This window comes from Mycobacterium sp. ML4 (assembly GCF_054515735.1).
Window position 1 is genome coordinate 28,480 of the sequence record NZ_JBTNSY010000027.1, and the last position, 13,810, is coordinate 42,289.

Annotated in this window: 12 protein-coding genes; 5 read left to right on the forward strand and 7 right to left on the reverse strand. The window is 67.7% G+C overall.

Annotated elements, in window-relative coordinates; genetic code table 11:
• Positions 1–3 precede the first annotated feature (3 nt).
• A complete protein-coding gene (gene sucB, locus ACX9NE_RS24620; RefSeq protein WP_459364361.1) occupies positions 4–1,803 on the reverse strand; it encodes a 2-oxoglutarate dehydrogenase, E2 component, dihydrolipoamide succinyltransferase in 1,800 nt (599 codons plus the stop codon).
• A gap of 239 nt (positions 1,804–2,042) precedes the next feature.
• On the opposite strand from sucB, the gene ACX9NE_RS24625 reads away from it, so the two are divergent.
• Positions 2,043–3,824 (forward strand): SDR family oxidoreductase, encoded by a 1,782-nt coding sequence (locus ACX9NE_RS24625; protein WP_459364362.1) that lies wholly within the window; start codon positions 2,043–2,045, stop codon positions 3,822–3,824.
• Here ACX9NE_RS24625 and ACX9NE_RS24630 read toward each other — a convergent pair.
• Positions 3,821–4,165, reverse strand: a complete 345-nt coding sequence (locus ACX9NE_RS24630; RefSeq protein ID WP_459364363.1) for an aminopeptidase — start codon at positions 4,163–4,165, stop codon at positions 3,821–3,823. The two genes, ACX9NE_RS24625 and ACX9NE_RS24630, sit on opposite strands and share 4 nt — an antisense overlap.
• Before the next feature lie 143 nt (positions 4,166–4,308).
• On the opposite strand from ACX9NE_RS24630, the gene ACX9NE_RS24635 reads away from it, so the two are divergent.
• Both ACX9NE_RS24635 and ACX9NE_RS24640 read left to right on the forward strand, forming a co-directional pair.
• Positions 4,309–4,773: an SRPBCC family protein gene (locus ACX9NE_RS24635; protein ID WP_459364364.1), complete on the forward strand. Its 465-nt coding sequence runs from the start codon at positions 4,309–4,311 to the stop codon at positions 4,771–4,773.
• Positions 4,774–4,775: 2 nt separating this feature from the next.
• On the forward strand, positions 4,776–6,371 hold the full coding sequence (locus tag ACX9NE_RS24640; protein WP_459364365.1) for a phytoene desaturase family protein: 1,596 nt from the start codon (positions 4,776–4,778) through the stop codon (positions 6,369–6,371).
• A gap of 12 nt (positions 6,372–6,383) precedes the next feature.
• Here ACX9NE_RS24640 and ACX9NE_RS24645 read toward each other — a convergent pair whose 3' ends face one another.
• Together ACX9NE_RS24645 and ACX9NE_RS24650 are read right to left on the reverse strand one after the other, a co-directional pair.
• On the reverse strand, positions 6,384–7,934 hold the full coding sequence (locus ACX9NE_RS24645; RefSeq protein ID WP_459364366.1) for a leucyl aminopeptidase: 1,551 nt from the start codon (positions 7,932–7,934) through the stop codon (positions 6,384–6,386).
• Between the two features lie 31 nt (positions 7,935–7,965).
• Positions 7,966–9,075, reverse strand: coding sequence for an adenylate/guanylate cyclase domain-containing protein (locus ACX9NE_RS24650; protein ID WP_459364391.1), 1,110 nt, complete (start codon positions 9,073–9,075; stop codon positions 7,966–7,968).
• Positions 9,076–9,152: 77 nt separating this feature from the next.
• On the opposite strand from ACX9NE_RS24650, the gene gcvT reads away from it, so the two are divergent.
• Both gcvT and ACX9NE_RS24660 read left to right on the forward strand, forming a co-directional pair.
• Positions 9,153–10,256 (forward strand): glycine cleavage system aminomethyltransferase GcvT, encoded by a 1,104-nt coding sequence (gene gcvT, locus ACX9NE_RS24655; protein WP_459364367.1) that lies wholly within the window; start codon positions 9,153–9,155, stop codon positions 10,254–10,256.
• Between the two features lie 52 nt (positions 10,257–10,308).
• Complete coding sequence (locus ACX9NE_RS24660; RefSeq protein ID WP_459364368.1) at positions 10,309–11,415, forward strand: branched-chain amino acid aminotransferase; 1,107 nt, start codon at positions 10,309–10,311, stop codon at positions 11,413–11,415.
• A 72-nt stretch (positions 11,416–11,487) separates the two neighbouring features.
• On the opposite strand, the gene ACX9NE_RS24665 is transcribed toward ACX9NE_RS24660, so the two are convergent.
• Genes ACX9NE_RS24665 through ACX9NE_RS24675 form a run of 3 tightly spaced genes read right to left on the reverse strand, consistent with a single transcriptional unit; the run spans position 11,488 to position 13,801 of the window.
• On the reverse strand, positions 11,488–12,228 hold the full coding sequence (locus ACX9NE_RS24665) for an adenosylcobinamide-GDP ribazoletransferase (protein ID WP_459364369.1): 741 nt from the start codon (positions 12,226–12,228) through the stop codon (positions 11,488–11,490).
• Entirely contained in the window at positions 12,225–13,271 is a 1,047-nt protein-coding gene (cobT, locus tag ACX9NE_RS24670) for a nicotinate-nucleotide--dimethylbenzimidazole phosphoribosyltransferase (protein WP_459364370.1), read from the reverse strand. Before cobT ends, ACX9NE_RS24665 begins: the two co-directional genes overlap by 4 nt.
• The gene (locus ACX9NE_RS24675; RefSeq protein WP_459364371.1) at positions 13,268–13,801 is read right to left on the reverse strand and encodes a bifunctional adenosylcobinamide kinase/adenosylcobinamide-phosphate guanylyltransferase; all 534 of its coding nucleotides are present in this window, start codon (positions 13,799–13,801) and stop codon (positions 13,268–13,270) included. Before ACX9NE_RS24675 ends, cobT begins: the two co-directional genes overlap by 4 nt.
• Positions 13,802–13,810 lie beyond the last annotated feature (9 nt).

The window sequence follows — 13,810 nt, forward strand, 5'->3', positions numbered from 1 at the left end:
GGTTCACAGCCCTAGATCGGCCTCGAAGGCGCCTTCTTCAAGCCGGTGCTTGATCGTGGTGAGGAAACGTCCGGCATCCGCGCCGTCGATGAGCCGGTGGTCGTAGGTCAGCGGCAGGTAGCTGATAGAGCGGACACCGATCGACTCGTTGCCCGCGTTGTCGACGATCACCCGCGGACGTTTGACGATGGCTCCGGTGCCCAGCATCGCGGCTTGCGGCGGCACCAGGATGGGTGTGTCGAACAGAGCGCCCTGGCTGCCGATGTTGGTGATGGTGAAGGTGCCACCGGACAACTCGTCGGGTTTCAGGTTGCCCGATCGCGCACGGTTGGCGATGTCGGCGATGGCGCGGGCCAACCCGGCCAGGGACAGATCGCCGGCGTTGTGGATTACGGGGGAGAGCAGTCCCTGTTCTGTGTCGACGGCGAACCCGAGGTGCTCGGCGTCATAGTAAGTGATCTCTTTGGTTTCCTCGCTATAGCTGGCATTGATGTTCGGGTGGATCTTCAGGGCGTCGATGACCGCGCGCGCGATGAACGGCAGGTAGGTCAGGTTCACCCCTTCGCGCTCCGCGAAGGCTGTTTTGGCCCTTGCCCGTAGCGCCACGATCTTGGTCATGTCGACCTCGTGGGTCTGGGTGAGCTGCGCGGTGGCCTGCAGAGACTCCCGCGTCTTCGCGGCGGTGATCTGACGGATCCGGCTGGCCTTCTGTTTGGTTCCGCGCAGATGGGCCAGGGACGGGGCAGCGCTGGCCGCGGCTGCCGGTTGGGCGGCGGGCGGCGACGGTGGGACGGCCGGTTTGGCGGGTTCCTGGGGTTGCTTCTTCTTCTCGGCGGCCGCCAGCACGTCCTGTTTGCGGATGCGTCCGCCCACACCGGTGCCGGTCACCTCGGCCAGGTCAATGTTGTTCTCGGCGGCCAACTTCCGCACCAGCGGCGTCACATAGGGCCCGCCTTCTGATGCGGTGTCGGCTTGCGGTTGCGGCTTGGACTCCCGCTCGGGTGCGGACTCGGGCTCTTCTTTCGGCTCGGGCTTGGGCTCCGGTTCTTTCTTCGCCTCGGGTTCCGGCTCTGGTTCCGGCTCGGGCTCTGGCTCCGGCTCTGGCTCCGGCTCCGGTTCCGGCTCGGCTGCGGCCTTTTCTTCACTGGGCTGGGCTTTCGGCTTGGCGGCCGAGGATGCGCTGGAATCGGAGCTGCCCACCTTGGCCAGCTCGCCGCCGACCTGGACGACGTCGTCTTCTTCGGCGGTGATGCTGACCAGGACACCGGCCACCGGCGACGGAATCTCGGTGTCGACCTTGTCCGTCGACACCTCCACCAGCGGCTCGTCCACCTGGACCGAATCACCGACCTTCTTCAACCACCGCGTCACCGTTCCCTCGGTGACCGATTCACCCAATTCGGGCATCAGCACCGGCGTGGCGTCGCCGCCGCCACCCGACGGTTTGCTGGGCTTTTCCTGCTCGGGTTCGCCGGCGGGCTCTTCCTGTGCCGGTTCCTCGGCCGCGGATTCCTGTGCCGGTTCCTCCTGAGCCGGCTCGGACGAGCCTTCACCACCGTCGTCGTCGGCATCGCCGATGACCGCCAGGTCGCCGCCGACCTCCACGGTGTCGTCTTCCTGAGCAATGATCTTGGTGAGTACGCCTGCGGCCGGGGAGGGGATCTCGGTGTCGACCTTGTCAGTCGAGACTTCGACGAGTGGCTCGTCAACTTCGACCGTGTCGCCTTCCTGCTTGAGCCAGCGGGTGACCGTTCCCTCGGTGACGCTTTCACCAAGTGCCGGCATCTGAACGGAGAAGGCCATCTCTGTTGACTCCTCGAACGGTCGTCGGATCGGCGCAGGTCGACCTCTGGCATACCACACCGTCGCGAACCGGGTGGGTAACCCACGTCGAGGTCAAAACTTATCCTTTCACTTTGCCACCGGGGACCTACAGTCAGGGCGCTGCGACTTCGGGTGCGTGTCGGGATGGCCGGCCTTGCTACCGTGTGGCCACTGATCCCGAATTAATCCCGACGACGCGTGACGGGTGCGGAGGTTTGATGTCGGCAACACAACATGCACCACAACGGTTCGTCGACAGCGCGGACGGTGTCCGGATCGCGGTCTTCGAAGAGGGCAATCCCGACGGGCCGACCGTTGTCCTGATGCACGGCTGGCCGGATTCACATGTGTTGTGGGACGGCGTGGTTCCGCTGTTGGCGCAACGGTTCCGGATTCTGCGTTTCGACAACCGCGGTGTCGGCCTGTCGTCGGCCCCGAAACCTGTCTCCGCCTACCGCACCGCCCGGATGGCCGACGACTTCGCCGCGGTCATCGCCGAGTTGAGCCCCGGTGAGCCGGTGCACGTACTGGCCCACGACTGGGGTTCGGTGGCGGTCTGGGAATACCTCAGCCGTCCCGGCGCCGGTGACCGCGTCGCGTCGTTCACCTCGGTGTCCGGCCCGGCTCAGGACCAGTTGGTCAGCTTCATCTTCGGTGCCCTGCGCCAACCGTGGCGGGTGCGACGTCTGGCCCGCGCGCTGAGCCAGATCCTGCGGTTGACGTATATGGCCTTCTTCTCGATCCCGGTGCTGGCGCCGCTGTTGCTGCGGCTGGCGCTGTCCAGCGCGGCCGTGCGGCGCAACATCGTCGACAACATCCCCGCCGAACAGATACACCACTCCGACAAAATGCCGAGTGACGCTGCGACGTCGGTGAAGACGTATCCCGCCAACTACTGGCGCTCGTTCTCCGGCGAGTTCCGCCGCCGGGGTGTGCACATCATCGACACGCCGGTGCAGCTCATCGTCAACACCAGGGACAAGTACGTGCGCCCGCATGGATACGACGAGACCGCACGCTGGGTGCCGAGGCTGTGGCGCCGCGACATCCGCGCCGGTCATTTCTCACCCATGTCGCATCCGCAGGTGATGGCCGCTGCGGTGCGCGACTTCGCCGACCTGACCGAGGGCAGGCAACCGAGTAGGGCGATGCTGCGGGCGCAGGTAGGCCGACCGCGCGGCTACTTCGGCGACACGCTGGTCTCGGTGACCGGGGCCGGCAGCGGCATCGGCCGCGAAACCGCGATCGCGTTCGCGCGCGAGGGCGCTGAGCTGGTCATCAGTGACATCGATGAGGCCACAGCGAAGGAAACGGCCGAGCAGATCTCTGCACGCGGCGGGGTCGCACACTGCTACGTGCTCGATGTGTCTGACGCGGACGCCGTCGAGGCCTTCGCCGAGCGGGTCTGCGCCGAGCACGGCGTGCCCGACATCGTCGTCAACAACGCCGGAATCGGTCAGGCGGGCGCGTTCCTGGACACCCCGGCTGAGCAGTTCGACCGCGTGCTCGACGTCAATCTCGGTGGCGTGGTCAACGGGTGCCGGGCTTTCGGGCGGCGGCTGGTCGAGCGCGGCACCGGCGGGCACATCGTCAACGTGTCCTCGATGGCGGCGTACGCACCGCTGCAGTCGCTCAGCGCGTACTGCACCTCCAAGGCGGCCACGTACATGTTCTCGGACTGCCTGCGAGCCGAGTTGGACGCTGCCGACGTCGGGCTGACCACCATCTGCCCCGGCGTCATCGACACCAACATCATCGCGACCACCCGGTTCGACGCGCGCGGCAAGGACGACGAGAAGGTCGACGGCCGGCGCGGACAGCTGGACAGGATGTTCGACCTGCGCAGCTACGGACCGGACAAGGTCGCCGGCGCCATCGTCTCCGCTGTCAAGAAGAACAAGCCGATCCGGCCGGTCACCTTCGAGGCCTATGCCCTCTACGGCGTGTCCCGGGTGTTGCCCCAGGCCTTGCGCAGCACCGCGCGAATGAAGGTGATTTAGACCTTCACCGTCGTGTCGCTGGTGCGGCGCACCAGCAATGCCCCGGCGACGCCTGCGATCCCGAGCACGGTGAGCGGGATCGTCCACATCCGCCGGCTCGACAACGACGACTCGCACTGGGTCACGAAGTCGGTGTGCGGAATGATCTCGTTGAGGACCGGGATATTGGCGCCGTTGCGGTCATTGGCGGCCCGTGCTCCGGAGAGGTCCGAGGCCAATCCGTTCCCGCAGGACACCGTTCCGCCGTTGCTGTTGGACACCTGGACCGGTACCAGCAAACCGATAACGCCGACCACCAGGAGCACGGCGCTTACCGCGATGATCAACCGTCTGACAGTCACTTCTCGGCCTTTCCTGAGGAGGATCTTGCTGGTTGCTGTAGTAGCCGTGAGGGTTCGGGGCTAAACCTGGCAACCTTTGCCTGCGGTACTTTGCGGCGGGCTGGGTACTCCGCGTTGGAGGTTGCAATGCGGAAGGACATGCCATGACTTTGACCAAAGAACTGACCACCATCCGTGACGTGTCGGCGTCCCGGCAGGCCGTGTGGGACGTGATAGCCAATGGCTGGACGTACTCGCAGTGGGTGGTCGGCAACAGCCGGACTCGCGCCGTAGACCCGAACTGGCCCGAGCCGGGCTCCGCCATCAAGCACTCGGTGGGGGTGTGGCCTTTGGTGATCGACGACAAGACGGAGGTCGAGAGCTGCACGCCGGGGGAGGAACTGGTGCTGAAGGCCCGCATCGGGCTGTTCGGTGCCGCGCGAATCACGCTGCGGCTCAGTGATATTCCGGACGGATGCCGGATCGAGATGATCGAGGTGCCGGTCACGGGCCCGGCCAGGCTGTTGCCCGACCGGGTGGCTTTGACGGCGGTCTACCCACGCAACCGTGAGTGCCTGTGGCGCCTCGGGGCGCTGGCCGAACGGCTCAAGCCAAGCCAGGTCAAATAGCCGTGACCGCGTCCGACGCGGTCGATGCGGTGGTGGTGGGGGCCGGTCATAATGGGCTGGTTGCCGCGGCGATGCTGGCCGACGCCGGCTGGGACGTGCTGGTACTCGAAGCGCAACAGGAGCCCGGAGGCGCGGTGCGCAGCGCCGAGCTGACGCCGGGCTACATCACCGATCTGTTCAGCTCGTTCTATCCGATGACGGTGGCGTCACCTGCCATCGCCGCCCTGCAACTGGAGGACCACGGGTTGCGATGGTCGCACGCGCCGGCGGTGGTCGGTCATCCGCTGAGCGCCGCCGACGAGGATCCTGCAGTCATCTACCACGATCCCGCCCGTACCGCGGCGGAGTTCGAACGTCGCGAGCGGGCCGATGGCGACAACTGGTGGCGGGTGGTGGAGTTGTGGGAGAAGATCAAGACTCCATTGATGAAGGCACTGCTGGCGCCTTTTCCGCCGATGCTTCCCCTTGCTCAGCTGCTCGCCAAACTCGGTACCGCCGAGGCGGTCCGGTTGGCCAATCTGCTTGTGCAGCCGGCCAATACGATGGCCGACCGATTGTTCGACGGTGAGGCGCCGAAGGCCATGCTGCTGGGTAACGCGTTGCACGCCGACATCCCGTTGGATGCACCCGGCAGTGGCGTGATGGGCCTGTTGATGTGCATGCTCGCCCAGGATCGGGGCTGGCCGGTGCCCGTCGGCGGCTCCGGTCAGCTCACCGCGGCCCTGGTGCGTCGGGCGTGCTCGGCCGGCGCGCGAATCGAATACGGCCACAACGTTTCCCGAATCGCCGTGCGTGGCGGGCGGGCGGTCGGTGTGATGACCGAAGGCGGACGGGCGGTCAAAGCCCGGCGGGCGGTCGTCGCCGACGTGACTGCGCCCCGGTTATTCTGCGACATGCTGCCCGCCGACGCGTTGCCCGCTTCGTTGCTTGAAGACCTCGAGCACTTCGTCTGGGATCCGCCGGTGGTGAAGGTGAATTACGCCCTGGACGGCCGGATTCCGTGGCGGGCCGAGAATCTGCGGGAGGTGGGCACCGCACACCTGGGGGCCGACGGGCACGGACTGGTTCGCTGGATGGCCGACATCAACACTCGGGTGGTGCCCGAGCGGCCATTCGTGCTGCTGGGCCAGACCACCACCGCCGATCCGAGCAGATCGCCGACCGGTACCGAAAGTGTCTGGGCCTACACGCATTTGCCGCGCAACGTGCACGATGACGGGTCGGCCGAACAGCTGGCAAAGGCAATGGATGACGTCATCGAGGACCACGCGCCGGGATTTGGAGACCGCGTTCTGCACCGGTTCGTGCAACGCCCGTCGGACCTCGAGGCCAGCGACGCCAACCTGCACCTGGGTGCGCTCAACGGTGGCACCGCGCAGCTGCAGCAAATGCTGATCTTCCGCCCGGCACCCGGTATGGGCCGGGCCGAGACGCCGATCGAACGCCTGTACCTGGGTAGTGCGTCGGCGACGCCGGGCGGCTCCGTGCATGGGGCCTGTGGTCGCAACGCTGCCAACGCGGCGCTGGCCGCCGACGGGTGGCACGGCTGGCCCCGTCGCACCGCGAACCGGGTCCTGCGGTCGCTGCTGACCAACTGAAGCCCGAGGGGTCTACCCGTTCGTGACGATGTCTTCGAGCACCGCGAACATGGTGCGGGTCGGCACACCGGTGGCGCCCTTGGGCGTGTACCCCCACGCGCTGCCGGTGTTATAGGCAGGGCCGGCGACGTCGATATGCGCCCACTGCACCGAATCGGCGACGAACTCGCGCAGAAACACCCCGGCCACCAACATGCCCGCAAATCGCTGACCGCTGATATTGGCCAGGTCGGCCACCGTGGATTTCAGGTCGTCCCTGAGCTCGTCGGGCAGCGGCATCGGCCAACCGTTCTCGCCGACCCGCTGCGAGATCGCGGCGACGCGGTCACGGAACTCATCGCTGCCCATGACTCCGGGGATGCGGGTGCCCAATGCGACCGTCTGCGCTCCGGTCAGCGTCGACGTCTCGATCAGGTAGTCCGGCTTGTCCTCGCAAGCCCGCACGATGGCGTCAGCCAGGATGAGCCGGCCCTCGGCGTCGGTGTTCTGCACCTCGACCGTGATACCGCCGTACTGGGTCAAAACGTCACCGGGCCGCTGCGCCGTCCCGGACGGCATGTTCTCGGCCATCGGCACGGTGGCGATCACGTCGATCGGCAGTTGCAGCTGAGCGGCCAGCGTCACCGTGGCGATAACGGCGGCGGCCCCGCCCATGTCCGAGGTCATGTGGTGCATCGACGCGGCCGGCTTGATCGAGATCCCGCCGGTGTCGAAGGTGATTCCCTTGCCGACCAGCGCCACCTTCTTGGCCCGTTTCGGATTCTTGGCCAGCCGCGACCCCCGGTGAGCGAGCCGGACCAACCGGGGCAACCGTGACGAACCCTGGCCGACCCCGATCACTCCGCCGAAGCCGGCCTTCTTGAGCGCCTTCTCGTCGAGCACTTCGACTTCCAGACCTACCGACTCCGCCAGAACCTTTGCCCGCGAAGCAAATTCGGCGGGAAACAGGTGGCTGGGCGGGGTGTTCACGAAATCGCGGGCGGTGGCGACGGCGGTGGCGACGGCTGCGCCGTGCGCGCTCTGCCTCTTGGCTTCCCGCGCGGACGACAACACGGTGATCTTGCGTAAACCCGGGTCTTTGGGAGCCGTCTTGGCGCTGCGGAAGGCGTTGAACCGGTAGCTGCCCAGGATCAGGCCCTCAACCGCGGCCTCACAGACGCCCTCGCCCGGCAACGCGGGCAATGTGGTGATCACACCCTCGGAGGTGCCGAGCGAGCGTGCCGCGGCGCCGGCCGCGCGACGGATCGCTTCCGGAGGCCACTGATCGCGCTGCTTACCCAGGCCGACCGTCACGACGCTGGCCACCGGCAACGAGGACACCACGAGACGGTGCGCCTGCTCGGGGCTGCCGGTGGCGCCAAGGGCCCGCAGGGCCGCCTCGATTTCGGTGACCGCTTCGGTGGGCAGCAGTGCGGTATCCCCGGCGACGGAGGCGCCGGGTTCGTCCTTATCGCCGGTCGAGACGACCGGCACCAGCAAGACCGACGAACCGACTCCACGTTTGGGCAGGGATGTCGCGACATTGACAGCAGGAGCCTGGTAGCCCGATGAGGAGGTGGTCACGGGCAATTACCCTAGTCGGCGCCGATCAGGTCTACGTGTCGCAGCGCGGCCGCGGCCAAGCGGTGTCGAGCTGATTGCCGCCGGCGCGCAATTCGAAGGCCGGGACGGGTGCGTCGAAACCTTTGAGCGTCAACGGACCGTACGATTTCGCCGGCCAATCGGGCAGTTGGTCGTGCAGTGCGGAATCGGCCAGGATCTGCCCGGGCGCGGCGGCTGCCGCCAGACGCGCGGCCAGGTTGACCGCATTGCCGAAATAGTCGCCGTTGATTGCCAGGACGGTGCCGAAGGCGAGACCGGCGCGGACCTGCAATCCCTCTTCGCGCGCCTCGGGGTGTTCGACGAGATCTACGGCGGCGGTGATCAGCTGCCGTGGCGAAGCGCTCACCCACATCACCTCGTCACCGATGAACTTCACCACTCGGCCACCGTCGGCATGGACAACGTCGGACACCGCGCCGGAGAACGCGTTGAGCAACTCCGACAACTGGACAGGAGTGAGCGCCTGGGTGAGCGCCGTGAAGCCGGACAGATCGGCAAAACCGATGCCGCAAACGACACTCGACGAAGTGTCCCGGATGACGCCCTCGAAGTGGGTTCGGGCACTGGTCAGATGGTGACGGTGCACGATGTCGATCAGCGCCCCGATCCGGGGAACGAACTCCGCGACCGAGCGGTAGGCCTGCGCCGTGGCGAACTCGTCGTTGGTGTGGGTCATCTGGATGTCCGGAGTTCCGACCCGGATCAGCGTCGATTCCGCCTCGGCGAGCCGGGCCATCGCGGCACCGAGCACCCGCAGCAGGCCGAACGCGCCCTCCTGGCCCACCACCGCCTTGAGGGCGACCCAGGTCGCCAGGGCGTCGACATCGGCCTGGCTCAGCGCCGGAATGTCGGGACCGGCGAAGGTCAAACCCAACAGCGCCCACGCCTGCGCCACCTGATTCGCGGACAACCCGAGTTGTTCGGCAGCCGCGGCCACCGTGTAGATCGGTGGGCCGGACCACTGCAGGACGTCGCCGGCCAGCCCGAACAGCCGGCCGCGCCGTTCGGCTTCCACCATCTCGTCCAGGCTGAACCCGAGTCCGTCCAGATACTTGATGAGATCGGCGCGCTCGCGCGCGTTGGCGATTCCGGCGGCTTCCATCGCATCCCAATCAAACACGTGCCCAAGTGTGCCACCCGCCGGGCGAGCGGGACGGGTCCGAGCTAGGGTGGGACGCCGTGAGCGACGCGCCGGAACTGCTGCATGGACCGCTGGAAGCACGCCATCGTGAGCTCGGTGCGAGTTTCGCTGAGTTCGGAGGGTGGCTGATGCCGGTGTCATACGCCGGCACGGTCGCCGAACACAACGCCACCCGAAACGCTGTGGGGCTGTTCGACGTCAGCCACCTGGGCAAAGCGCTGGTGCGCGGTCCCGGGGCGGCGCAGTTCGTGAACGCCTCGCTCACCAACGACCTGTGCCGCATCGGCCCGGGTAAGGCGCAATACACGCTGTGCTGCACCGAATCCGGCGGCGTCATCGACGATCTGATCGCCTACTACGTCGCCGAAGACGAGATCTTCCTGGTGCCCAATGCTGCCAACACCGCTGCCGTGGTCCAGGCGCTGCAGGCCGCCGCCCCGGCCGATGTCACCATCACCAACCTGCACCGCGACCACGCCGTGCTCGCTGTGCAGGGGCCCCGGTCCTCGGAGGTGCTCGCCGCACTGGGCTTGCCGACGGAGATGGACTACATGGGCTACGCGGACGCGACGTATTCCGATGTGCCGGTGCGGGTCTGCCGCACCGGCTACACCGGCGAACACGGCTACGAACTGTTGCCGCCGTGGAATTCGGCGGGAGTCGTGTTCGACGCGCTGGCCCAGGCCGTCGCCGAGGCCGGTGGTCAGCCTGCCGGTCTGGGTGCACGCGACACCCTGCGCACCGAGATGGGCTATCCGTTGCATGGACATGAGCTGTCATTTGACATCTCGCCGTTGCAGGCTCGCTGCGGCTGGGCAATCGGGTGGAAGAAAGACGCTTTCTTCGGCCGTGATGCGCTACTGGCCGAGAAAGAGGCCGGCCCGCGACGACTGCTGCGCGGTCTGCGCACCACCGGCCGCGGGGTGCTGAGGCCGGGGCTGACGGTGCTCGACGGTGACAACCCGGTGGGCACCACTACGTCGGGCACCTTCTCGCCGACCCTGCAGCTGGGCATCGCGCTGGCGCTGATCGACTCCGACGCCGGGGTTCAGGATGGCCAGCAAATCACCGTCGATGTCCGCGGCCGTGCGGTCGCGTGTGAAGTGGTACGTCCGCCGTTTGTTGAGCTGAAGACGCGTTAGAGTCGGTGCGCGTGGCAAAAACCCGTTCGCGCACGGTTATAGAATCAGCGCCATGACCAGCGGCCCACTCGAGTTCTCGGTTACGCGCGCGGAGCACCCCGCCACCGAGGCCGAGCGGGTAGCGATCGTGGCCGACCCAGGTTTCGGCAAATATCACACCGACCATATGGTCTCCATCGATTACATCGAAGGCCGAGGCTGGCACAACGCGCGCGTCCTCGGGTATGGCCCGATCGAACTCGATCCGTCGGCCATCGTGCTGCACTACGCCCAGGAAGTGTTCGAGGGCCTCAAAGCCTATCGCTGGGCCGACGGCTCCGTGGTGGCGTTCCGCGCTGATGCCAACGCCGCGCGGATGCGCTCCTCGGCGCGCCGGCTGGCAATGCCGGAATTGCCCGACGAGCTGTTCCTCGAGTCGTTGCGCCAGCTCGTCGCCGTCGACAACCAATGGGTGCCCAAGGCCGGCGGCGAGGAGGCGCTGTACCTGCGGCCGTTCATGATCGCCACCGAGCCCGGCCTCGGCGTGCGGCCCGCCAAGGAGTACCGCTATCTGCTGTTCGGTTCGCCCGCCGGTGCGTACTTCAAGGGCGGCATCAGCCCGGTCACCGTCTGGGTGTCCACCGAGTACGTGCGGGCCAGCCCGGGCGGCACCGGAGCGGCCAAGTTCGGCGGTAATTACGCCGCCTCCCTGCTGGCTCAGGCCGAAGCGGCCGAACACGGCTGCGACCAGGTGGTGTGGCTGGACGGAGTAGAGCGTCGCTACGTCGAAGAGATGGGTGGCATGAACCTGTTCTTCGTATTCGGCAGCGGCGGCTCGGCACGGCTGGTCACCCCCGAGCTGTCGGGTTCGCTGCTACCCGGGATTACCCGAGATTCGTTGCTGCAGTTGGCAACTGATGCCGGGTTTGCAGTCGAGGAACGCAAGATCGATATCGACGAGTGGGAGAAGAAGGCCGCCTCCGGTGAGATCACCGAGGTGTTTGCCTGCGGCACCGCTGCCGTCATCACCCCCGTCTCTCGGGTGAAGTACGGCGACGGGGAGTTCACCATCGCCGACGGCCGATCGGGCGAGGTGACCATGGCGTTGCGCGACACGTTGACCGGGATTCAGCGCGGCACCTTCGCCGACACCCACGGGTGGATGTCGCGGCTGGGCTAGTCTGTCCCGCCGAGCGTGAAGCTGGCTTCACGCTGGGACGCGAGCGTGAAGCCAGCTTCACGCTCGGCGGCCTCACAGGGGCGCAAAGCCCGCGAGCGTCACTGCGCACACCGTGGTGGTCAGCTCGATCGCGGCGCCCAACACATCACCGGTGATACCGCCGAGCCGGCGCACACAGTGCCTGACCAGGGCGGCTCCGCAGCATATCGCCAGCACAGCCGCTATCGGCCCTTGCCAGGGCCGCGGGGTGGCCAGTGCCGAGCCGGCGAACAGCGCGACCAGCCACGCCGCTACCACCGGCGGCGGCTGGGTGCTCGCGACCAGAACGCCCAGCGCGCTGCCTTCGGCCGCCGGCACCGGCCGCCGACCAGCCAACACCGCACCGACCCGGCCGGCGAACACCGCCAGCACGATCGCCGGGAACCCGAGCCGGGTGAAGGCGGCCGCCTGCAACGCAATCACCAGGACGACGGCGGCGACCCCGAACGGCCCCGTGGACCCGTCGCGCATCACGGCCAGCGCGCGCTGCGGCGGTCCGTAACAGCCCAGCCCATCGGCAGTGTCTGCCACACCGTCAAGGTGCAGCCCTCGGGTGGCCAGCAGCAGCACCGTCACCGCGAGCAACCCCGGCAGTGCGCTGGACTGGCCGAACGCCGCCACGCCTCCCCATTTCACGGCCGCGGCCAGCGCGCCGAGCGCGACACCGACCACCGGCAGTGCGCTCAGCGCGCCGCGACCCATCGGGCCGGTCCGGGACCGGGGAACCGGCAGCACCGTGCCGAACGCGAAAGATGTTGCCAGCGATCGGATCACGGGCTGATCGCGCCGGAGACCCCGGCCTCGGTGAACGTCGACATCGACGACAGTGCGGCCACCGCGGCGCGCAGCACCGGTAGAGCCACCACAGCGCCGGTGCCCTCTCCGAGCCGCATGCGCAGGTCCACAATGGGCTCCAGTTCGAGAGCCGCCAGCGCCAGTGTGTGACCCGGCTCGGTGGACCGGTGACCGGCCCGCCACCACTGCCGCGCACCCGGGGCCAGCCGTTCGGCGACCAGCGCCGCGGCCGTCACCGCCATTCCGTCCAGCAACAGCGGGGTGCGGCGTATCGCGGCCTGCGCGCAGAAGCCGGCCATGGCCGCGAAGTCCGCGCCGCCGCAGCAGCGCAGCAGAGCCACCGGATCGTCGATCAACGGCTGGGCGCGGAAGAGGGCATCGCGTACCGCTGCCGTCTTGCGTGACCAGGCGGCGTCGTCGATGCCGGTCCCGAAGCCGATCACGGCGACGGGTTCGCTGTTCGTCAACGCCGCCACCAGAACCGCTGCGGGAGTGGTGTTGCCGATTCCCATGTCGCCGGCGATGAGTAGGTCGGCTCCGGCATCCACCTCGTCGTCGGCGATCTGCTGTCCGGCCGCGATGGCCCGCGCTGTCTCCTCTTCGGTCAGCGCGTCTTCCACCGCGATGTCGCCGCTGCCGCGACGGATCTTGTCGCTCACCGAGACTGGCTGCTCGTCGGCGTCCACAGCCAGATCGACGACCCGCACCGTCACGCCGGCGACATCGGCAAGCGCGTTGATCGCGGCTCCGCCGGCCGTGATGTTGGCGACCATCTGCGCGGTCACCTCGGGCGGGTACGCCGAGACCCCGGACCGCGCGACGCCGTGGTCGCCGGCGAAGACCACCACCCGCGCCCGTTCGAACTGATGCGGCGGGCACTGGCCCTGGCACGACGCTACCCATGCCGACAGGTCTTCCAACCGGCCCAGCGAACCCCGCGGTTTGGTCAGGGTGTCCTGGCGGGCCCGGGCGGCCGCCTCGACGCCCGGGTCGGGCGGTGACACCGGGCCGAAGCCTCTCACGCCGGCGCCTTGATCGTCAGGGCCTGTCCGGCCACCACCAGCACCACCCGGTCACACAGCGCCGCAACCCGCTGATTGAGCCTGCCGAGTTCGTCGGCGAAGCGCCGCCCCGATGTGGTGGCCGGCACGACGGTCAAGCCCACCTCCGGGCTGACCAGCACCAGCGTCGAATCGAACGCCTCGATTGCCCAAAGCAGCCGCTGTACCGGCACGTCCACCGAGCCGCCGTCCCATCCGCGGTGGCGATCCAGAGCGCCGGTCAGCCAGGTGCCGAGGTCATCGACCAGCGTCGGTACCGCTGGGGATTGCTGCAGGACGCGGCCGATGTCGTCGGTTTCCTCCGTTGTCCAGTGCCGGGGCCGACGGTCGCGGTGCGCGGCGATCCGCTGCAGCCAGTCCGCATCGGCCCGGTCAAGGCCGCCGGTGGCCAGATAGCGGACCGGTCGATCTGGTTGCAGTGCGTTTGTGATTGCGTCCTCCGCCCACCGGGATTTGCCCGACCTGATGCCGCCGAGTACCAGCGTGCGCACGTCAGATCA

Bases quoted from the DNA above. Each gene is read 5' to 3' on its own strand.
- ACX9NE_RS24650 (WP_459364391.1), bottom strand. From the start codon at position 9,075: ATGGAAGCCGCCGGAATCGCCAACGCGCGCGAGCGCGCCGATCTCATC.
- ACX9NE_RS24660 (WP_459364368.1), top strand. From the start codon at position 10,309: ATGACCAGCGGCCCACTCGAGTTCTCGGTTACGCGCGCGGAGCACCCC.
- ACX9NE_RS24635 (WP_459364364.1), top strand. From the start codon at position 4,309: ATGACTTTGACCAAAGAACTGACCACCATCCGTGACGTGTCGGCGTCC.
- ACX9NE_RS24625 (WP_459364362.1), top strand. From the start codon at position 2,043: ATGTCGGCAACACAACATGCACCACAACGGTTCGTCGACAGCGCGGAC.
- sucB (WP_459364361.1), bottom strand. From the start codon at position 1,803: ATGGCCTTCTCCGTTCAGATGCCGGCACTTGGTGAAAGCGTCACCGAG.